Annotated in this window: 17 protein-coding genes; 3 read left to right on the forward strand and 14 right to left on the reverse strand. The window is 71.4% G+C overall.

Going from position 1 to position 20,343, the window contains the following annotated elements; translation table 11 throughout:
* Positions 1-221: 221 nt before the first annotated feature.
* The gene (gene nsdA, locus ACWD01_RS16060) at positions 222-1,694 is read right to left on the reverse strand and encodes a transcriptional repressor NsdA (RefSeq protein WP_451162155.1); all 1,473 of its coding nucleotides are present in this window, start codon (positions 1,692-1,694) and stop codon (positions 222-224) included.
* Positions 1,695-2,121: 427 nt separating this feature from the next.
* Here nsdA and ACWD01_RS16065 point away from each other — a divergent pair, with 427 nt between their 5' ends.
* Entirely contained in the window at positions 2,122-2,784 is a 663-nt protein-coding gene (locus tag ACWD01_RS16065; protein ID WP_451162157.1) for a bifunctional DNA primase/polymerase, read from the forward strand.
* A 156-nt stretch (positions 2,785-2,940) separates the two neighbouring features.
* On the opposite strand, the gene ftsY is transcribed toward ACWD01_RS16065, so the two are convergent.
* Positions 2,941-4,164, reverse strand: coding sequence for a signal recognition particle-docking protein FtsY (ftsY, locus tag ACWD01_RS16070; RefSeq protein WP_451162159.1), 1,224 nt, complete (start codon positions 4,162-4,164; stop codon positions 2,941-2,943).
* 308 nt (positions 4,165-4,472) lie between these two features.
* Here ftsY and ACWD01_RS16075 point away from each other — a divergent pair, with 308 nt between their 5' ends.
* Complete coding sequence (locus tag ACWD01_RS16075) at positions 4,473-5,444, forward strand: LLM class flavin-dependent oxidoreductase (RefSeq protein ID WP_451162161.1); 972 nt, start codon at positions 4,473-4,475, stop codon at positions 5,442-5,444.
* 40 nt (positions 5,445-5,484) lie between these two features.
* Here ACWD01_RS16075 and ACWD01_RS16080 read toward each other — a convergent pair whose 3' ends face one another.
* From ACWD01_RS16080 to ACWD01_RS16095, 4 genes are all read right to left on the reverse strand, one after another.
* Positions 5,485-6,906: a sugar porter family MFS transporter gene (locus ACWD01_RS16080; protein WP_451162163.1), complete on the reverse strand. Its 1,422-nt coding sequence runs from the start codon at positions 6,904-6,906 to the stop codon at positions 5,485-5,487.
* Positions 6,907-7,125: 219 nt separating this feature from the next.
* Positions 7,126-10,692, reverse strand: coding sequence for a chromosome segregation protein SMC (gene smc / locus ACWD01_RS16085; RefSeq protein WP_451162165.1), 3,567 nt, complete (start codon positions 10,690-10,692; stop codon positions 7,126-7,128).
* Positions 10,693-10,874: 182 nt separating this feature from the next.
* Positions 10,875-11,093 carry a hypothetical protein gene (locus ACWD01_RS16090; RefSeq protein ID WP_366703321.1) on the reverse strand — a complete coding sequence of 73 codons (219 nt, stop codon included), beginning with the start codon at positions 11,091-11,093 and terminating at the stop codon, positions 10,875-10,877.
* A 394-nt stretch (positions 11,094-11,487) separates the two neighbouring features.
* The gene (locus tag ACWD01_RS16095) at positions 11,488-11,769 is read right to left on the reverse strand and encodes an acylphosphatase (RefSeq protein WP_451162167.1); all 282 of its coding nucleotides are present in this window, start codon (positions 11,767-11,769) and stop codon (positions 11,488-11,490) included.
* Positions 11,770-11,909: 140 nt separating this feature from the next.
* Here ACWD01_RS16095 and ACWD01_RS16100 point away from each other — a divergent pair, with 140 nt between their 5' ends.
* Positions 11,910-12,881 carry a CAP domain-containing protein gene (locus ACWD01_RS16100; protein ID WP_451162169.1) on the forward strand — a complete coding sequence of 324 codons (972 nt, stop codon included), beginning with the start codon at positions 11,910-11,912 and terminating at the stop codon, positions 12,879-12,881.
* 78 nt (positions 12,882-12,959) lie between these two features.
* Here ACWD01_RS16100 and mutM read toward each other — a convergent pair whose 3' ends face one another.
* The 8 genes from mutM to recG all read right to left on the reverse strand — a co-directional run bounded on the left by mutM (position 12,960) and on the right by recG (position 20,337).
* A complete protein-coding gene (gene mutM, locus ACWD01_RS16105; protein ID WP_451162171.1) occupies positions 12,960-13,820 on the reverse strand; it encodes a bifunctional DNA-formamidopyrimidine glycosylase/DNA-(apurinic or apyrimidinic site) lyase in 861 nt (286 codons plus the stop codon).
* A gap of 148 nt (positions 13,821-13,968) precedes the next feature.
* The gene (gene rnc, locus ACWD01_RS16110; RefSeq protein ID WP_451162173.1) at positions 13,969-14,796 is read right to left on the reverse strand and encodes a ribonuclease III; all 828 of its coding nucleotides are present in this window, start codon (positions 14,794-14,796) and stop codon (positions 13,969-13,971) included.
* Positions 14,797-14,815: 19 nt separating this feature from the next.
* Positions 14,816-14,989, reverse strand: a complete 174-nt coding sequence (gene rpmF, locus ACWD01_RS16115) for a 50S ribosomal protein L32 (protein ID WP_026165248.1) — start codon at positions 14,987-14,989, stop codon at positions 14,816-14,818.
* A 2-nt stretch (positions 14,990-14,991) separates the two neighbouring features.
* Positions 14,992-15,624 (reverse strand): YceD family protein, encoded by a 633-nt coding sequence (locus tag ACWD01_RS16120; RefSeq protein ID WP_451162256.1) that lies wholly within the window; start codon positions 15,622-15,624, stop codon positions 14,992-14,994.
* A gap of 135 nt (positions 15,625-15,759) precedes the next feature.
* Positions 15,760-16,857 carry an ATP synthase F0 subunit B gene (locus ACWD01_RS16125; protein WP_451162175.1) on the reverse strand — a complete coding sequence of 366 codons (1,098 nt, stop codon included), beginning with the start codon at positions 16,855-16,857 and terminating at the stop codon, positions 15,760-15,762.
* A 94-nt stretch (positions 16,858-16,951) separates the two neighbouring features.
* Positions 16,952-17,434 carry a pantetheine-phosphate adenylyltransferase gene (gene coaD, locus ACWD01_RS16130; protein WP_356895778.1) on the reverse strand — a complete coding sequence of 161 codons (483 nt, stop codon included), beginning with the start codon at positions 17,432-17,434 and terminating at the stop codon, positions 16,952-16,954.
* A 26-nt stretch (positions 17,435-17,460) separates the two neighbouring features.
* Positions 17,461-18,042: a 16S rRNA (guanine(966)-N(2))-methyltransferase RsmD gene (gene rsmD, locus ACWD01_RS16135; protein WP_451162177.1), complete on the reverse strand. Its 582-nt coding sequence runs from the start codon at positions 18,040-18,042 to the stop codon at positions 17,461-17,463.
* A gap of 111 nt (positions 18,043-18,153) precedes the next feature.
* Positions 18,154-20,337: an ATP-dependent DNA helicase RecG gene (recG, locus tag ACWD01_RS16140; RefSeq protein WP_451162179.1), complete on the reverse strand. Its 2,184-nt coding sequence runs from the start codon at positions 20,335-20,337 to the stop codon at positions 18,154-18,156.
* Positions 20,338-20,343: the final 6 nt, after the last annotated feature.

Genomic DNA, 20,343 nt, shown 5'->3' on the forward strand with positions numbered 1-20,343 from the left:
CGCCGTTTCCACAGATGCCGCACGATGTTTCGTGGCGGTGACGAAGAGGTCCGGCGTGTTACGCCGTCATGAACGCAGTGATCGCCCCGGGTCACCGAGCGTATCCTCTGCGCACAGCATGAACCGGCCACGACACCCGCCCGGTGACTTGGCAACGGGGGGGAGCCGAGTCGGGCTGTTCGGGGCGGGTGCCGTGGCCGGCGGCCGGGGCCCGCCGCCGGTCAGACCGCTTCCGCGGTCTCCGGCAGCTGGGTGGTCAGGTAGTCCGTGAACTGGGCGACTTCGGCGACGTCGCCGAAGTCCCTGGCGGCCGTGTCGACGGTCTTGCGGAGCCGGGTGTTGACCCGCTCGGAGCGGACCCGCTTGGCGGCCTTGAGGGCCCGGCCGGCGAAGGCGGTGGCCTGTTCCGGCTCCTTCTTCAGCAGGTGGACCGTGGCCATGCCGACCAGGTTGAGTGCGTACGACCGCTGGTGCTCGTGATCCTGGCCGAAGAGCTCGACGGCACGCTCCATGACCGGCTCGGCGAGGGAGGCGTAGGTGGGGCTGCGGCCGGCCACATAGGCCAGGTCCCGGTAGGAGTGGGAGTTCTCGCCGTAGAGCTCCGCCTCCGAGAAGAAGCGGATCCAGTCGGGCTCGGGCTCGCCGTCGAGGCCGACGTCGGCGAAGGTGTCCTCGGCCATCCGGACCGCCCGCCGGCACTTGCTGGGCTGGCCCATGTTCGCGTAGGCGCGGGCCTCCATCGCATACAGCATGGCCTGGGTGCGGGCGGTGGCGCAGTCGCGGCTGCCGTACTGGGCGAGGTGGACGAGCTCGAGGGCGTCGTCGGGGCGACCGAGGTGGATCATCTGGCGGCTCATCGACGACAGGATGTACGAGCCGAGCGGCTTGTCGCCCGCCTCCTTGGAGGCGTGCAGGGCGAGGACGAAGTACTTCTGGGCGGTGGGCTGGAGGCCCACGTCGTAGCTCATCCACCCGGCGAGCTCGGCCAGTTCGGCGGCGTTCCGGAAGAGGCGGCGCCGGGTGGCGGACGGCTGCGGCTCCTGGAGGAGATCCGTGACCTCGTGGAGCTGGCCGACGACCGCCTTGCGGCGCAGGCCGCCGCCGCACTGGGCGTCCCACTGGCGGAACATGGCAGTGGTGGCCTCGAGCAGTTCCAGCTCGGGCTTGGAGAGACGGGATCCCCGCCGCACGGGGACGGGCGGCTCGCCGGCGGCCTCGGACCCCGGCACGGGGACGAGCCAGCGCTGCATCGGCTCCACGAGGGCGGCGCCGGCGGCGATGGAGAGCGAGCTGCCCAGGAAGCCGCGGCGCGCCAGCATCAGGTCGCTTCTGGAGAACTCGCTGAGCAGCGTGACGGTCTGGTCCCCGGCCCAGGGCAGGTCCACGCCGGACACCGACGGTGACTGGTGGACGGTCTGCAGTCCGAGGTCCTCGACGGCGACGACGCTGCCGAAACGTTCGGAGAAGAGCTCGGAGAGGATCCGGGGGATCGGCTCGCGCGGCTGCTCGCCGTCCAGCCAGCGGCGCACCCGGGAGGTGTCCGTGCTGATGTGGTGGGCGCCCATCTGCCGCGCCCGGCGGTTCACCTGGCGCGCGAGTTCACCCTTCGACCAGCCGCTGCGCAGGAACCACGAACTCAACTGCTCGTTCGGGCGCTTGCCGGCGTTCGTACCGTCTGCGCCGCTGCCGCTCACTGGAGTGCCCCCCGTCCGCCGAAGCCTCATTGCCCGAACCCCTACCAGAATGACGCCGATTGCAACCTGCCGTAACGGTCTTGCACCCGTCGAACAGGAAACCGCATTGCCTCCGGCATACCCGGAAGCAGACTGCAATTGCAGGTTGATGCACTGACGGTAATCCCACGATCACGGCCTCAGCGAGTGAGATTGCAGAAACGCCACCATTCGCCACCCCTCCGAGTGAACTCACTTACGGCCAGGCGCGATTCACTTGACATACGACGATCAGGAGCGATGGAGCGTAGCGCGCACGGGCGCGTGCCGCGTTCCGCACTCCCCCACGCACCACCTCGCGCCGCTGGCACTCCGGGCAGGAGATACGGAGAGTCACAGGGGAGCTCCGGTTCGTAACCACCGGCGCCTACGACCCGTTGGAGGGGGCATGGGCTTCACGATCGGCGGCACCCGTGGGATCGGACAGATCCGGACGGGCTCCCGGCGCCGCGGGCGCACGACAGAGGCCACCGCGGTGGCTGAGTACACCGGCCTGTGGGGCTGGGCGGTGATTCCCGGCACACGCGCCGCCTCCGGCAAGTGCTCCTGCGGGGACGACCGCTGCGCGGCCCCCGGCGCGCACCCGTTCGACTTCGCGCTCGAGGTCCCGGCCGGCGCGACGCTCGACGAGGCGAGCAAGGCGTGGGCCGAAGTGCCCGGGGCGTCACTGCTGCTGCCCGTCGGCCGGACCTTCGACATCCTCGACGTGGCCGCCGTGGCCGGCCGCCGCGCACTGGTGCGGATGGAGCGCATGGGCCTGCCGCTCGGGCCCGTCTGCGCCACACCGGACGGCCGCTGCCAGTTCTTCGTCGCGCCCGGTGCGGCGGCGGAACTGCCCCGGCTGCTGTACCGGATGGGCTGGGACGACGCCGATCTGGACCTGCGCTGCCTGGGCCCGGGCGAGCACATCACCGCCCCGCCGTCGGACCGCGGCGGCCTGGGCCCGGTCCGCTGGCTGCGGCCCCCGTCCCTCGACACGGCGACCGCCCCGCCCGAGGCACGGCTGCTGCTCGGCACGCTGGCGTACATCTGCCACCGCAGCCGGTCCTGACGCCGCGCACCCCCTCGTACACGACACACGGGGGGACGCACACGAAAGCGCCCGGCCGCCTTCCGGCGGCCGGGCGCTTCCTATGAGGGCTTCCCATGGGCGCTCCCAGCGAGGCGCTTCCTGCGAGGCGGCTTCGCTACGAGTGCGCCCCGCGCGTCAGTCGCCGATCAGCGCGTCGACGAACGCCTCGGGCTCGAAGGGCGCCAGGTCGTCCGCGCCCTCGCCCAGACCCACGAGCTTGACGGGCACGCCCAGCTCGCGCTGGACCGCGACGACGATGCCGCCCTTGGCGGTGCCGTCCAGCTTGGTCAGCACGATGCCGGTGATGTCCACGACCTCGGCGAAGACCCGCGCCTGCACCAGGCCGTTCTGACCGGTGGTGGCGTCCAGCACGAGCAGGATCTCGTCCAGCGGCCCGTGCTTCTCGACGACCCGCTTGACCTTGCCCAGCTCGTCCATCAGCCCGGTCTTGGTGTGCAGCCGGCCGGCCGTGTCGATGAGCACGACGTCCGCGCCCTCCGCGATGCCCTCCTTGACCGCGTCGAACGCGACCGAGGCCGGGTCGCCGCCCTCCGGTCCCCGTACGGTGCGGGCGCCGACGCGCTCGCCCCAGGTCTGGAGCTGGTCTGCGGCGGCTGCGCGGAAGGTGTCCGCGGCGCCCAGCACGACGGAGCGGCCGTCCGCGACCAGGACACGGGCGAGCTTGCCCGTGGTGGTGGTCTTGCCGGTGCCGTTGACACCGACGACCATGACGACGCCGGGGGTGTCGAGACCGCTCTCGGTCTTGACCGCACGGTCGGCGTCGGTGCCGATGAGGTGCAGCAGCTCCTCGCGGAGCAGGGTGCGCAGCTCCTCGGGCGTACGCGTGCCGAGGACCTTCACCCGCTCGCGCAGCCGCTCGACGAGCTCCTGGGTGGGAGCGACGCCGACGTCGGCGGTGAGCAGCGTGTCCTCGATCTCCTCCCAGGTGTCCTCGTCGAGGTGCTCGCGCGAAAGGAGCGTGAGGAGCCCCTTGCCGAGGGTGTTCTGGGAGCGGGCGAGGCGGGCACGGAGCCGGACGAGCCGGCCGGCGGTCGGCTCCGGGATCTCGACGGCGGGCGCGGGGGCCTCGGCGACGACCGGGTCCTCGACGGCCACGGGCGTTTCGACGGCTTCCTCGGCCGTCGGGAGGTCGACCTCCTCGATGGTGCGGCGGGGTTCCTCCCGCGGTGTCTCCGCCTCGTCGCCGACATGCGGTTCGGCGGGCGGAGCAGTGATGGTCGGCGAGCTCGGCGGCGCCTGCGGGGGCAGCTGCTTCTTCTTGCGGCTGCTGACCACGAGGCCGCTGATCGCGCCGATCGCGACCAGGGCGATGACTACGGCAAGGATGACGATTTCCATGGTTCATCCAGTATGCGTGACCTCCCAAGGCGCTCTTCGTTCTCCGGACAGGGGTGCAAGCCCCTGCGGGCCGGGCTGGTCCGCCGTCCGGTGCAACCCGGCGAGAAGCCCTCTGGGCGGAGTCACAACGCGTCCCAGTATGCGGATGGCGTCAGGCGCGCCAACGCGCACCCAAGGGGTGTGCCGGTCTATTCGGTGGGTCGGCACACCCCTTGCGCACGGGCGGGACGCCGCACCCCTGCCCATCTGACGCCATGTCAGCTACTGTCCCCCTTCGCCTGCCCACACCCGGCGGAGGGGGACGTCCCATGGCCTTCACGGTGGTCCGGTTCAACCTGGCCGACCCTGCCGCGACGCCGCAGACCCTCGCGGCCCGCTATCGCGCGGCGCTGGAGATGGCCGCGTACGCCGACGGCCACGGCGTCGACACGGTCCAGACCGAGGAGCACCACGGCGCCGCCGACAACTGGCTGCCGTCGCCGCTGACCTTCGCCGGCGCGGTCCTCGGCGCCACCCGCCGTATCGCGGTCACCGTGTCCGCGATCATCGGCCCGCTGCACGACCCGCTGCGGCTGGCCGAGGATCTCGCCGTACTGGACCTGGTCGGCGAGGGCCGGCTGGTGACGGTCGCGGGCATCGGTTACCGGCCCGAGGAGTACGCGCAGCTGGGCGTGGAGTGGAGCCGGCGCGGGGCGCTGCAGGACGAGCTGCTGGAGACGCTGCTGGCGGCCTGGACCGGCGAGAGCTTCGTCTTCCGGGGCCGTACGGTGCGGGTCACCCCGCGCCCGTACAGCCGGCCGCATCCGACGCTGCTGGTCGGCGGGTCCTCGCGGGCGGCGGCGCGCAGGGCGGCCCGTTTCGGTCTGCCGTTCTTCCCCAGCGCCCATCTGCCGGAGCTGGAGGCGTACTACGAGGAGCGGCGGGCCGAGTACGGGACCGGCGGCTTCTGTGTGATGCCCGCGGAGAAGACGCCGCTGCTGCATCTCTCGGAGGACCCCGACCGCGCGTGGGCGCTGTACGGGGAGCACTTCCTGCACGAGGCGCGGACCTACGCCTCGTGGCAGTCGCGCGGCATCCGCTCCGCGGTGCGCTCCGTCGCGCGGACGGTCGGGGAGCTGCGGAGCGAGGGGGTGTACCGGATCGTGACCCCGGACGAGTGCGTGGGGCTGGGCGCGCAGAGCCTGGTGCTGCATCCGCTGTGCGGCGGCATGCCGCCGGCCGAGGGCCTGCGCAGCCTCCGGCTGCTGTGCGAACGGGTGCTGCCCCGGCTCACGCGCTGAGCCGGGGCAGTTTCCGTGACGAGGAGAGGGGCAGCGGGGATTAGCCCATCTCCTCCAACGCCTTGCCCTTCGTCTCCTTGACGTACCTCAGTACGAAGGGGATCGAGAGCACGGCGAAGACCGTGTAGATCACGTAGGTGCCGGAGAGGTTCCAGTCCGCGAGGCTCGGGAAGCTCGCGGTGATGGTCCAGTTCGCGATCCACTGGGCGGAGGCGGCGACGCCGAGGGCGGCGGCCCGGATGCGGTTCGGGAACATCTCGCCGAGGAGGACCCAGACCACGACGCCCCACGAGAGCGCGAAGAAGAGGACGAAGGCGTGGGCGGCGACCAGGGCCACGATGCCCTGGGTCTCCGGCAGCTTGCCGTCGACGAGGTCGGCGGAGAAGGCCCATGCCTCGAGAGCCAGTGCGATCGCCATACCGGTGGAGCCGATGAGCGCGAGCGGCCGGCGGCCGATCCGGTCGACCAGCACCATCGCGATCACGGTGCCGACGATGTTGATGATCGACGTGGTGAACGAGTAGAAGAACGAGCTGGACGGATTGACGCCTACCGACTGCCACAGGGTCGCCGAGTAGTAGAAGGCGACGTTGATGCCGACGAGCTGCTGGAAGACCGACAGCCCGATGCCGATCCAGACGATGGGCAGGAAGCCGAAGCCGCTGCCGAGCAGGTCCCGGAAGGTGGACTTGTGCTCGCGGCGCATCGCGCGGTCGATCTCGGTGACGCGGGCGTCGAGGTCGACGTTCTTGCCCTCGACCTCGGAGAGGACCCGCCGCGCCCGGTCGACCTTGCCGACGGAGATGAGGAAGCGGGGCGACTCGGGGATCGCGAAGGACAGCAGTCCGTACAGGACGGCGGGGACGACCTCCACGCCGAGCATCCACTGCCAGGCCTCGAGGCCGCCGATCTCGCCGCGCTGTTCGCCGTCGGCGAGCTGGAGGATGCCGTAGTTGACCAGCTGGGAGACGGCGATGCCGATGACGATCGCGGCCTGCTGGAAGGAGGCGAGCCGGCCGCGGTAGGCGGGCGGGGAGACCTCGGCGATGTAGGCGGGGCCGATGACGGAGGCCATGCCGATGGCGAAGCCGCCGACGGTCCGCCACAGGGCGAGGTCCCACAGCGTGAACGGCAGCGCGGAGCCGAGGGCGCTGGCGGTGAAGAGGACGGCCGCGATCTGCATGCAGCGGATGCGTCCGATGCGGTCGGCGATCCGGCCGGCGGTGGCGGCGCCGACGGCACAGCCGATCAGAGCGACGGCGATGACCTGGGCGAGCGTTCCGGAGCCGATTTCGTAGCGGTCGCGGATCGCTTCGACGGCGCCGTTGATCACTGAGCTGTCGTAACCGAAGAGGAAGCCGCCCATCGCGGCGGCGGCCGTGATGAAGATGACATGCCCGAGGTGGTCCGGGTGGGCCGAGCGGGCTCCCGATGCCGGTGGCGGCTGCGCGGTGCTGGTCACGTGTACTCCTGGGGGCGTCCGGCAGCGTCGCCGGGCGTGCGGGGCGAGCCCTCCAAGTGGTGCAGGACTTCGGGGGGAGCACCACTTGAAGGTAAAAGCAACATTGCAGAGACTATTCCTTCAAGTTTCGAAGTCAAGACCCTGCCTGAAATCAGCATCAGGTAAGCGCAAGCCGACTTGCGTTCAAGTCTTGAATGGTTGTGGGGGTTGCGTGGATCCTCAGCGGAGGCGCTGGCTGATGACCTTCGAGACGCCGTCGCCCTGCATGGAGACGCCGTACAGCGCGTCCGCGACCTCCATGGTCCGCTTCTGGTGCGTGATCACGATCAGCTGGGAGCTCTCCTGGAGCTCCTGCATGATCCGGATCAGCCGCTGGAGGTTCGTGTCGTCGAGAGCCGCCTCGACCTCGTCCATCACATAGAACGGGCTCGGCCGGGCCTTGAAGATCGACACCAGCATCGCCACGGCGGTCAGCGACCGCTCCCCGCCCGACAGCAGCGACAGCCGCTTGACCTTCTTGCCGGGCGGCCGCGCCTCGACGTCCACGCCCGTGGTGAGCATGTTGTCGGGGTCGGTCAGTACGAGCCGCCCCTCGCCGCCGGGGAAGAGCCGGGAGAAGACCCCTTCGAACTCTCGGGCCGTGTCCCGGAACGCCTCGGTGAAGACCTGCTCGACGCGTTCGTCCACCTCCTTCACCACCTGGAGAAGGTCGGCGCGGGTCTTCTTCAGGTCCTCGAGCTGCTCCGACAGGAACTGGTGGCGCTCCTCCAGCGCCGCGAACTCCTCCAGGGCGAGCGGATTCACCTTTCCGAGCTGTTGGTACGCCCGTTCGGCCGACTTGAGGCGCTTTTCCTGTTCGGCGCGGACGAAACGCCGCGGCTGGTTCCTGGGGTGCTCCGGATCCTCCGGCAGCTCCTCGCCCTCCGCCGGCGGCGACGGCGGGACGAGCTGGTCGGGGCCGTAGTCGGACACCAGCCCGGCCGGCTCGACCCCCAGCTCCTCCAGGGCCTTGGCTTCCAGCTGCTCGATTCTCAGCCGCTTCTCCGCGCCCAGCACCTCGCCGCGGTGCACCGAGTCGGTCAGCTTGTCGAGCTCACCCTTGAGGTCGCGTCCGGTGCTGCGGGCGGCGGCCAGCTCCCGCTCCCGCTCGCCCTTGGCGGCCTCGGACGCCGCCCGCTCCGCCTCGGCCCGCACCAGCGACACCTCGACGTGGGCCAGCAGCTGCCGGGCGCCGGCGGCGACGGCCGCCGCGACCTCGGCCTCGTGCCGCATCCGGGCACGCCGCTGCTCCGCGCGCGCCCGCGCCTCGCGCTCGGCGCGCGCGCCGCGGTCCAGCGCGTCCGCGCGTCCCGCGAGCCCTTTGACGCGCTCCTCGTGCGTACGGACCTGGAGGCGGGCCTCCATCTCCGTCTGGCGGGCGTTGGCGCCGTCGGCGGCGAGCCGGTCGCGCACATGGGTGTCGGGCTCCTCCTCGACCGGAGCCTCCTCGGCGACGAGCAGCCGTTCGGCCAGCTCCTCCACCTCCTCGGTCGCCCGCTCCATGGCCTCCTGGGCGCGCGCCGCGGCCGCGGCGGTCCGCTCGGCCTCGCCCGCCGCGCCCTTGGCCTGACCGGACAGCCGGCCGAGCCGTCCGGAGACGGCCGACTTCTCCCGGTCAGCGGCGCGCCGCCGCTCCCCCAGCTCCTCCACGAGCGCGGCGCACTCGGCGCGGCGTGCGGTGGCCTGCTGCTGGGCGGCGGCCAGTTCGTCGCACGCGGCGGCCAGCTCGTCGAGCTCGGCCGCCGCCTCGTCGACGGAGGCCTGCACCTCGAGGAGGCTGGGGGCACCGGCGGACCCGCCCTGCGCGAAGTGGGCGCCGAGCACGTCGCCCTCGGCGGTCACGGCGGTGAGCCCGGGCCGCGCGTACACCAGGTCCTCCGCGTCCTCGAGCGTCCCCACGACCACCGTCCCGCGCAGCAGCCGCCGTACGGCGGGCATCAGCTCGGCGGGCCCGCGGACGAGCCCCACGGCGTCGGTCCCGGCGCCGGCCGTCTCCACGTCGGCGGCGGCCCCGGCGTCCTCGGCGTCCGCGGAGGCGAGGATCAGGGCCGCGCGGCCGGCGTCCTGCTTACGGAGCAGCCGGATCGCCTCGGCCGCCGTGGACGGGTCGGCGACGGCCACCGCGTCCGCCGCGGCGCCCAGCGCGGCCGCCACCGGGATCTCGTAGCCGGGCGTCACCGTGAGCAGCGCGGCGGCCGGGCCGAGCAGGCCGGAGAGCCGGTCGCCCGCGCCGAGGAGCGCGCCCGTCCCGTCCTTGCGCCGCAGGCCCAGCGCGAGCGCCTCGCGACGGGCGGCGACGGCCGCGCGCTTGCGTTCCGCCGTGGTGAGCGCCTCGCGGGCGGTGCTCAGCGCGGACTCCGCGTCGGCCAGTTCGCGCTTCGCCTCGTCGTGGCGTCCGGCGAGCTCCGAGTCGTCGGCGTCGAGTGCGTCGACCTCGGCCTTGAGCTGCTCGTACTCCTCCTGCGCGGCGACGGCCCGTTCCCGGGCCTCGTCGCGGGCGGCGGCCAGCCGGTCGATCTCGGCCTGGGCCGACGCGGCGCGCGAACGGGCGGCGTTGACCTGGCCGCTCAGCCGGGCGAGCCCTTCGCGGCGGTCGGCGATGGCCCGCGCCACGTCCTTGAGGCGCCGCTCCTCGACGACCAGCTCCCGCTCCAGTTCGGCGCGGTGCGCGACGGTGTCCTCAAGAGCATGTTCCGCCGCTTCCAGCGCCGCTTCGAGCTCCGCCTCCTGCTCGCGGATCCGGGCGGCCTCGCGCTCCATGTCCTCGGGGTCGCGGCCGCGCCGCTCGTCCACGGGCTGGGCGGTGGCGCTCTTCACCCGGGCGTCGGCCAGGGAGATCGTGCCGCGCACCCGTTCGGCGAGCTGGGACAGTTCGTACCAGGTCTGCTGGGCGCGCTGGAGCCGGGGCGCGAGCCGGCGCACCTCGTCCTCGAGGTCCGCCTCGCGGGTCAGGGCCGCCTTGAGCTCCGCCTCCGCGGCCTCTTTGCGCTGCTTGAGCGCGGCCTCGTCGGCGATCTCGCCCCGCAGCGCCTCCCGCATCCGTACGAGATCGTCAGCGAGCAGCCTGAGCCGGGCGTCGCGCAGGTCGGCCTGGATGACGGCGGCGCGCCGGGCCACCGCCGCCTGCCGGCCGAGCGGCTTGAGCTGGCGGCGCAGTTCGTCGGTGAGGTCCTGGACACGGGCGAGGTTGGCCCGCATGGCGTCCAGCTTCCGCAGCGCCTTCTCCTTGCGCTTGCGGTGCTTCAGGACGCCGGCGGCCTCCTCGATGAAGGCCCGTCGCCCCATCGGGTCGGCGTGGAGCACGGTGTCGAGCTGGCCCTGGCCGACGATGACGTGCATCTCGCGGCCGATACCCGAGTCGGACAGCAGTTCCTGGATGTCGAGGAGGCGGCAGGTGTCGCCGTTGATCTGGTACTCGCTGCCGCCGTTGCGGAACATGATCCGCGTGATGGTGACCTCTGCGTACTCGATGGGCAGGGCGCCGTCCGAGTTGTCGATGGTCAGAGAGACCTCGGCGCGGCCGAGCGGCGGCCGGCCGGTCGTCCCGGCGAAGATGACGTCCTCCATCTTCCCGCCGCGCAGCGACTTGGCGCCCTGCTCGCCCATGACCCAGGACAGCGCGTCCACGACATTCGACTTGCCGGAGCCGTTGGGCCCCACGACGCAGGTGATCCCGGGCTCGAACCGCAGGGTGGTGGCCGAGGCGAAGGACTTGAAACCGCGCAGGGTCATGGCCTTGAGGTGCACGCCGCCGGACTCTACCTTTCACTTGCGGTTTCACCCCTGAAGGCGCAGGGCACATCAGATGTTGAAGAAGCCACTTCGGCACACGGGGGCGGAAAAGGGCACACGGGGGCGGAAAGAAAGAAGGGACGCCGAGGGCGTCCCTTGCATATCTTGCTGCGCGATGACTCTGTCGGACGCCGCGCTCAGGTGAGCGCGGGTTCCGCCCGGGGTACATCGATGTCGATGTCGTCGAGCAGCGACTCTCCGGGGTGCTGAGCGACAGCGGCGTTGAGCGCGTCGTTCTCGGACTGGATCCGTACAAGCTCGGATTCGAGGTCCTGGACGCGCTGCTGCAGCCGTCGCATCTCGGCGAGGAGTCGCGGGTCGGAACCGCCGACGTAACCGAGAAGCGCCTTTGCCATGATGGATGGTCCTCCACACTGAGTGACCGACCGAAGCGGTGTGGGTCGTGAGGGATTCGCACCCGCGGTGCTCGGCAGTCTTCGTTGTACTGCTTGTCGTGCCGCGTTTCTTACTGCCAAACAGCTGAGGTGCGCGGGGCTTCCAGAGTCTCACCAAAAAGTTTGACGGTCAACACGATCACGCCCCGTATCGGCGGGCGGCCCGGGGGCGTCCGGCCACTGAAGAGTGCGGCGGTGCCTGACCTGCGGGGCCCTGGGGGCGTGTCGATCATCTTTCCTGGCGCAGCCTGGCACGGCAAGCCTCTTCTTGGCAACCACCAGGGACTTTCCGTCCCCGACCCGTGCTCACGGCACCCTGCGCGGGCACCTCCCGGCGGACCCGCCGCTCCGCCCGTCACCGGATGGCGAAGTCCTCGTAACCGCCCCGGGGCGTGTCCCAGATCTCAGTGACGCCGTCGACACGGCCGGGTGTGTCGTCGGAGCGAAGCCACTCGAGCAAACGGTGGCAATTCTCACGTGATCCTTCTGCCACCACTTGCACCCTGCCGTCCTCAAGATTCAGGGCGAAACCGGTGAGCCCCCCGATCTCCAGAGCGTTTGCCCTGGTGAACCAGCGGAAGCCCACGCCCTGTACTCGGCCGCGTACCCAGGCGGTCAGCCGTGCGGTGTCGTTCATGGCTGCACGCTAACCGGCCAATCGGTTCTGCATCACTTCCGCCCCGGACCTCATGGCGTACAGTCCGGACGCAATCAGCTCTCACTCGTACGAGTGAGTTCGTTTGACGCTCGACGTCGCGCACCAGGAAGGCACAGCAGATGGGTCGCCATCGACGCTCAGCCCCCGCGCCGGCCGCAACCGACCGCGCGGCGGGCTCGGCAGGCGTGCACCGGGGCGGTGCACGCCGGAAGAAGCGGGCGGGTCTGCCCATACGCACCGGACTGCTCGGGGTTTCCGCCGCCGTGGCCGTCGGCGCCGTGGCCGTGACCACCGGCATCCTGCCCGGCGGTGAGGACAAGTACACCGTGGGCGCGGGCGCCGACCTGCAGACCGAGATGCGCAGCGAGGTGCCGTCGAGGCTCCAGGCGCAGGGCGACGCGAGCGCCGAGCCGACGGCGAGCCCGTCGACCCCGCCGAACCGCAGCGCCGCACCGTCGAAGGCCCCCACCAAGGCGCCGTCGAAGACTCCGTCCAAGGCCCCGTCCAAGACGGCCTCGCCGAAGCCCTCGAAGACAGCCGAGAAGCCCGAGGCTCCCGCGAAGCCGACGACCTCCTCACCGGCGGCGCCGTCCAAGGAGACGACCCGGACCCCCGAGGCGAAGAAGCCGACGCGCGAGCCGACCCGTGAGGTGACCCGCACCCCGGAGCGCACCGCGACCCCGTCGCGTACGGCCGCTCCGGCCACGTCCGCGGCCGCCGCCGCGGAGGCCGACGTGTTCGATCTCGTCAACGCGGAGCGCGCGAAGGTGGGCTGCAGCCCGCTGAAGGCCGTCGGCGCGATGTCCGACCTGGCCCGCGCGCACAGCAAGGACATGGCGGCGCGCGGATTCTTCGACCACACCAACCCGGACGGCGAGACGCCGTGGGACCGTGCGGACCAGGCCGGCGTCAGCGGTCTCGGCGGCGAGAACATAGCCCGCGGCCAGTCCGACGCCGAGGCCGTCATGGCTTCGTGGATGAACAGCGAGGGCCACCGCGCGAACATCCTGAACTGCGACTTCACGACGATGGGCGTCGGTGTGCACATGGGCGCGGGCGGCCCGTGGTGGACACAGAACTTCGGGTACTGAACCGCAGCCGCTTTGCGTGAGAGGGCCTCGGACACTCAGGTGTCCGGGGCCCTCTCGCGTGCGGCGCCCCGCGGGCGGTCAGGACGCGATGCGCGGCGTCCGCTGGCAGCGGGGGCAGAAGTAGCTGGACCGGTTCATCCAGGGGCGGCGGCGCATCGGGGTGCCGCAGCGGCGGCAGGGTTCGCCCTCGCGGCCGTACGCGTCGAGGGAGCGGTCGAAGTAGCCGGACTCGCCGTTCACGTTGACGTACAGGCTGTCGAAGCTGGTGCCGCCGACGGCAAGGGCCGCTGTCATGACGTCGCGGACGTGGCCGAGGAGTTCGACGGAGCGGGGGCGGGTGAGCGTCGCGGTCGGGCGGTCGTAGTGGAGCTTCGCCCTCCAGAGGGCCTCGTCGGCGTAGATGTTGCCGACGCCGCTGATCAGCGACTGGTCGAGCAGGGCGCGCTTCACGGTGGTCCGCCGGGCCCGGATCGCCGCGTGGAACACCGCGTCGTCGAAGAGCGGGTCGAGCGGGTCGCGGGCGATGTGGGCGAGGACGTCGGGCAGGCCGTCCGGCGCGTTCTCGTGCAGGGACAGGCCGCCGAAGGTGCGCTGGTCGACGAAGCGCAGCTCGGTGCCGAGCGGGTCGGCGAAGCGGACACGGACGCGCAGGTGCTTCTCGTCGGCGGCGCTCCGCGGCTGCACGAGTAGCTGGCCGCTCATGCCGAGATGGCCGAGGACCGAGGTGTCGGTGTCCGCGAGGGGCAGCCAGAGGTACTTGCCGCGCCGGCTGACGTCGCCGACGGTCCGGTCCCGCAGCCGCGCCGCGAAGTCCTCCGCGCCGGCGACATGCCGGCGGATCGCCCGCGGGTGCAGCACCTCGACCTCGGCGATCGTCCGTCCGCTGACCCAGGTCTGCAGGCCACGGCGTACGACTTCGACCTCGGGCAGCTCGGGCACGGGTCTCCTTCTGCGGCTCACTCGGATGACGCCCGCAGCGTACCGCCGGGGTGGCGGCGGGCGGAAAAGAGGTGGGAGAGCTGTGCGGCCCCCGCCGGGAGGGCGGGGGCCGCACAGATACTGCTGTCGGTCGGCGGAGCGCCGGACGTCAGGCCGAGGCCCGGTCCGCCGGTGCCGGTTCGGAGGGGACGTCGACGTCCGCGTCGGCGTCCACTTCTTCCTCGGCGGGCGAGGCGGCCGCGGCCGGGGCCGCTGCCGCGCGCTGGTCCGCGGCGGCACGGATCTCCCGCCACGCGGACTCCGCCGCCTGCTGCTCCGCTTCCTTCTTGCTGCGGCCGGTGCCGGTGCCGTACGAGACACCACCGACGCGGGCGGCAGCAGTGAAGATCTTCTCGTGGTCCGGGCCTGTCTCTGTGACCAGGTACTCCGGGACGCCGAGACCCTCGGCCGCGGTGAGCTCCTGGAGACTGGTCTTCCAGTCCAGGCCCGCACCGAGGTTGGAGGACTTCTCGATCAGCGGGTCGAAGAGCCGGTGCACCAGCTCGGACGCCGCATCGAGGCCCTGGTCGAGATAGACCGCGCCGATCACCGCTTCAAGGGTGTCGGCGAGGATGGATGCCTTGTCCCGGCCACCCGTGCCCTCTTCACCACGGCCGAGCCGGATGAAGGAGCCGAGTTCCAGACCGCGGCCGACCTCCGCCAGCGCACGCGAATTGACCACCGCGGCCCGCAGCTTGGCCAGCTGTCCCTCGGGCAGGTCGGGGTGGGTGCGGTACAGCGTGTCGGTGACCACCAGGCCGAGCACGGAGTCCCCGAGGAACTCGAGACGCTCGTTGGTGGGCAGACCGCCGTTCTCGTACGCGTACGAACGGTGGGTCAGCGCACGCACCAGAAGGGCGGACTCGAGCTGATACCCGAGCCGCCCTTCCAGAAGCGTGTGGGACGAGGCATTGTCCGTCTTGCTGGACTCAGACATCGCGCCTCTCACCGGCCGCTCAGACCTCGAGGACCTGGCGCTTGTTGTAGGTGCCGCAGCTCGGGCACGCGATGTGCTGCTGCTTCGGCTCCTGGCAACGCTCACACGAAACCAGGGTGGGGACCGCAGCCTTCCACTGCGACCGGCGGTGGCGCGTGTTGCTGCGCGACATCTTCCGCTTCGGAACAGCCACGGCTACTTCTCCTGCTTCTCGTCGACGCCCGCTTCGGCGCCGCCCATGTTGTCCTTCTCGCCGTCCTGAATGGTCTCGGCGAGTCCCTGCAGTGCCGCCCAACGGATGTCGACGGCGTCGTGGTGGTGGTCCGGGTTCTCGTCCAGCCTGACCCCGCACTGGGGGCACAGGCCTTCGCAGGTCTCCCGGCACACCGGCTGCATCGGCAGTGCGAGCACCACCGCATCACGCAGCACGGGTTCGAGGTCGAACAGGCCGTCCTCGATGAAGAGCCTGTCCTCGTCCTCTTCGCCGTCGACGGGCTCCGCGGTGCGGCCCCTGTCGTCGGCGTCGGGGTACGTGAACAGCTCCTGGAAGTCCGCGGCGACGTCATGGCGCAGCGGCTCCAGACACCTTACGCACTCCCCCTCGGCGCTCGCACGGGCGGTGCCTGTGACGAGCACACCTTCCATGACGGACTCGAGGCGGAGGTCCAGCTCCACCGGCGCGCCTTCCGGCACACCGACGACATCGGCGATGCCGAGGTCCTTGGGAGCGTCGACCGTGCGGGAGATCCGCTGGAGCGCACCGGGCCGCCGCCCCAGCTCGTGCGTGTCGAACACGAGGGGGTTGCGATGGTCGAGGCGCGTGCTCAGGGGACTTCCTGCTTTCGGTTCGTGGGGAGGGCCGTCCCGGTTCGCGGTGCGAAGCGGGCAGCCGGGATCGCGGAACTACGCGCGACCGAAGGACCAGGGTACTTCAACTGCCGCGATAGACCCAATCCGGGCCGTTCAGCGCCCCTGCTCGTAGCGGTTCAGCTGATCCAGGTCGATCATGCCGGTGTCGAACAGGCTGGTCTCGTCCAGCGCGGCGCCCTGCTGCGCCTGCGGCTGGTGCTGCGGGGGCGCGGGCGGCTGCGCCGGGACGGGCGGCTGGGGCTGTCCGTAGCCGTACGCGCCCTGGTGCTGGTAGTTGCCGTACGACGTCTCCTGGCCGTACGCCTGGTCCTGGCCGCCGTATCCGCCCGCCGCGTACGGGTCGGGCTGCTGGTAGCCCGCGTACGCCTCCTGCGGCTGGTACGGGTACGGGTCGGGCTGGGCGGGCGGCTGGGGCTCGGGCTGCCGGTAGGCGTACGCGTCCTGGCGCTCGCGCTCGGGGGCCGGCTCGGCGATCTCCGCGAGGCCGGCGAGGTAGTCCGCGTCGCTGGTGTGCTGGTGGCCCGCGGCGTCCTGGGCGGCCATGTGCGCGCCGAGATCGTCCGTGGCGATGCGTCCGTGCAGCTTCTGCCGGCCCCGGCCGACGGCGTCCAGGGTCTTGGTGAGCACGGCCTCGAAGGCGCCGAGCTTGGTGTCGACGTACTGGTCGGCGCGCTGGATGAGGGTCTGCGGGTCGTCGCTCGGCTCCGGTGCGTCCTCGTCGGCGTAGCCCTGCTCGTCGAGGCCGGGGCCACGGCCGAGGAGCTTCTCGCGGCCGCGGTCGACCGAGCCGATGGTCTTGGTGAGGACGACCTCGAAGTTGGCGAGCTTGGAGTCGACGTAGTCGTCGGCCTCCGCGCGGATCTCGTCGGCCTCGCGGCGGGCCTCGGAGAGGATGCGGTCGGCCTCGTCCTGGGACTGCCGGGCGACCTGGGTGTCGGAGACCAGGGAGCCGACCTCGGCGCGGGCGGACCGGATGATCTGCTCGGCCTCGCGGCGGGCCTGGTCGACCAGCTCCTCGCGGCCGCCGATGAGCTCCTGGGCCTGGGCGAGCGAGCCGGGAAGCGCGTCACGCACCTCTTCGAGCATGGCGAGCAGCTCGGCGCGGTTGACCACGCAGGACGCCGACATGGGCATGGAGCGGGCGCCCTGGACCACTTCGACGATCTCGTCGAGCTTCTTCTGCACGTCCACCGTGGTTCGCCACTCTCTACTGCGGATTGGAGACGGACGGGCACGACTGTACGGCCAGTCCGCGGCCGCCCGGCACCGGATGACGGATTGTCCGTCAGCCCTTCTCCGCGAGCCGCTGGACGAGCGCCCGGTGGACCGTCGCCGGCAGCAGATGTGAGACGTCGCCGCCCCAGGCGGCGACCTCCTTGACCAGGCTGGAGGAGAGGAAGCTGTAGGTCGGGTTGGTGGGGACGAACAGCGTCTCCACGCCCGAGAGGCCGTTGTTCATCTGGGCCATCTGCAGCTCGTAGTCGAAGTCGCTGACCGCGCGGAGCCCCTTGACGATCGCGGGGATGTCGCGTTCCTTGCAGAAGTCGACGAGGAGGCCGTGGTGGGACTCCACCACGACGTTCCCGTAGTCACGGGTGACCTCGCGGATCATTTCCATCCGCTCGTCGACCGTGAACAGCCCCTGCTTCGACTTGTTGATCATCACCGCGACATGTACGACGTCGTACAGCTTGGAGGCGCGGGCGATGATGTCGAGGTGTCCGTTGGTGATGGGGTCGAACGACCCCGGACAGACTGCGCGGCGCAACTGAAGTCCCTCGCTCTCCGGTCCGGTCATGGTGCGTCTTCGCACGTGGCGGCGCGACCGTACCAAAGCGTTCCCTCGCCGTAGCGACGGGACCGCAGTGGAGTGAAGCCCATGGGCCACTTGAATTCTCCGCCTCTGGTGCTGCGCTCCACGGTGACGAGAGCATCGTCCGTGAGCCAGCCCTGAAGACGGAGTGTGAGCAGGATCTCGCGAAGATCGTCATCTGTGACGGCGTACGGCGGGTCGAGGAAGACCACGCCGTAGGGGGCTTCCGGCGCCGGTCCTGTGACGATCTGTTCCGCTTTGCCGGTCCGGACCTCCGCGCCGGGCAGCCCGAGCACCCGTACGTTCTCCCGTACGACGCGGGCCGCGCGGGCGTCCGCCTCGACCAGCAGGGCGTGGGACGCGCCACGGGACAGCGCCTCCAGGCCGACGGCGCCGGAGCCCGCGTACAGATCGGCGACGCGGGCGCCCGCGATGGTGCCGAGCTGGGCCTCCCAGCTGGAGAACAGCCCCTCCCGGGCACGGTCGGACGTGGGGCGGGTGCCGGTGCCGGGCGGGACGGCGAGGCGGCGTCCGCCGGCGGTGCCGGCGATCACGCGGGTCATGAAGGGCCTCTCTGCCTCTCTGTGCGGGCTTGCCTCTGGTGCGGGGAAAAGGGCTTACGTGCGGGAGCCGACGGCGCCCCGTCACGAGTACGGGCTGACGTGGCCAGTCTCTCAGCCCTTGTCGAGATACTGCTCCCGCTCCGTGTCGAGAAGCGCGTCCAGCGCGACGCGCAGTTCGGGCAGGTGCGCCAGCTCCGGGTCGGCGGCGACGACGGCGACCGCCTCCTCGCGGGCCGCCGCGATGACCTCCTCGTCCTCGATGACGGCGAGCATCCGCAGCGAGGAGCGCACCCCGGACTGGGCCTGGCCCAGCACATCGCCCTCGCGGCGCTGTTCGAGGTCGATCCGGGAGAGCTCGAAGCCGTCGAGCGTCGCGGCGACGGCGGCCAGCCGCTGACGCGCGGGGCTCGCCTCCGGCATCTCGCTGACCAGCAGGCACAGGCCGGGCGCCGAGCCGCGGCCGACGCGGCCGCGCAGCTGGTGGAGCTGCGAGACGCCGAACCGGTCGGCGTCCATGATCACCATGGCGGTGGCGTTGGGGACGTTGACCCCGACCTCGATGACGGTGGTGGCGACCAGGACGTCCACCTCGCCCGCGGCGAAGCGGCGCATCACGGCGTCCTTGTCGTCGGGCGGCATCCGCCCGTGCAGCACCTCGACGCGCAGCCCGCTCAACGGCCCCTTCGCGAGCTGGTCGGCGACCTCGACGACGGCGAGCGGCGGACGTTTCTCCGCCTCGTCCTCCGCCGTCTTCTTCTTCGGCTCGTCGTCGTCGCCGATGCGGGGGCACACCACATACGCCTGGTGGCCGTTCTCCACCTCTTCGCGCACGCGCTCCCACGCGCGGGCGAGGAAGTGCGGCTTGTCGGCGGCCGGCACCACATGGCTGGCGATCGGCGAGCGGCCCGCCGGCAGCTGGTCCAGGACGGAGGTCTCCAGGTCGCCGAAGACGGTCATCGCGACCGTGCGCGGGATGGGGGTGGCGGTCATGACCAGCAGGTGCGGCGGCTGCTTCCCCTTGGAGCGCAGGGCGTCGCGCTGCTCCACGCCGAAGCGGTGCTGCTCGTCGACCACGACGAGGCCCAGGTCGTGGAACTGGACCTTGTCCTCGATCAGGGCGTGGGTGCCGATCACCAGGCCCGCCTCACCGGTCACCAGGTCGAGCAGCGCCTGCCGGCGGGCCGCCGCGCCCATGGAGCCGGTCAGCAGCACGACCTTGGTGCCCTGCTCGGCGCCGCCGAGCATCCCGCCCTCCGCGAGCTCGCCCATCATCTCGGTGATCGAGCGGTGGTGCTGCTGGGCGAGGACCTCGGTGGGGGCGAGCATCGCGGCCTGGCCGCCCGCGTCGACGACGGCGAGCATGGCCCGCAGGGCGACCAGCGTCTTGCCGGAGCCGACCTCTCCCTGGAGGAGCCGGTGCATGGGGTGCTCGGTCGCCAGGTCGTCGAAGATCTCCTTGCTGACCGACTGCTGGCCCTCGGTGAGCGTGAAGGGCAGTCTGCCGTCGAACGCGTCGAGGAGTCCGCCGGGGACGGGGCGGCGGGCCACCGCGGGCAGCTGGGTGTCGGCGTACCGCCTGCGGGCGAGGGCGACCTGGAGGACGAACGCCTCGTCCCACTTGAGCCGCTGCCTGGCCGTCTCGATGTCCGCCTTGGTACGCGGCCGGTGGATCTTGCGCAGGGCGTCCGGCAGGGCCGCCATGCCACGGCCCTCGCGCAGCGCGGGCGGCAGCGGGTCCACTGCCTCGACGGCCCGGTCCAGCACCGCGTCGATCGCCTTGGAGATCTTCCAGGACTCGAGCTGCTTGCAGGCCGGGTAGATCGGGATGAGCTGATGGGCGAAGGCGTCCACCGCGTCGGCCGCGCTCGCGCCGCCGCTCAGCGGCTCGTACGCCGGATGGGACAGCTGGAGCTTGCGGTTGAAGACGGACACCTTGCCGGCGAACATCGCGCGGGTGCCCGGCAGCAGGTCCTTGTGCGGCTTGTGGACGCCCTTGCCGAAGAAGACCAGTTGGAGCCGGCCGCTGCCGTCGGTGATCGTCACCTCCAGCCGCCGGCCGCGGCCCTGGTTGAAGGTGTGGACACGCGCGTCGGCGACCTGCGCCACCACCGTGACGTGCTCGTCGAGCGGCAGCTCGGACAGGGAGGTCAGCTCGCCACGCTCCGCGTACCGCCGCGGATAGTGGTGCAGCAGGTCACCGAGGGTGTGCAGATCGAGATGCTCGGCCATCACCTTCGCGGTGGCGGCTCCGAGCGTCTTCTTGAGGGGTTCGTCGAGCGCGGGCACGCGTTCCATTCCACA

Source organism: Streptomyces sp. NPDC002835, from assembly GCF_053591995.1.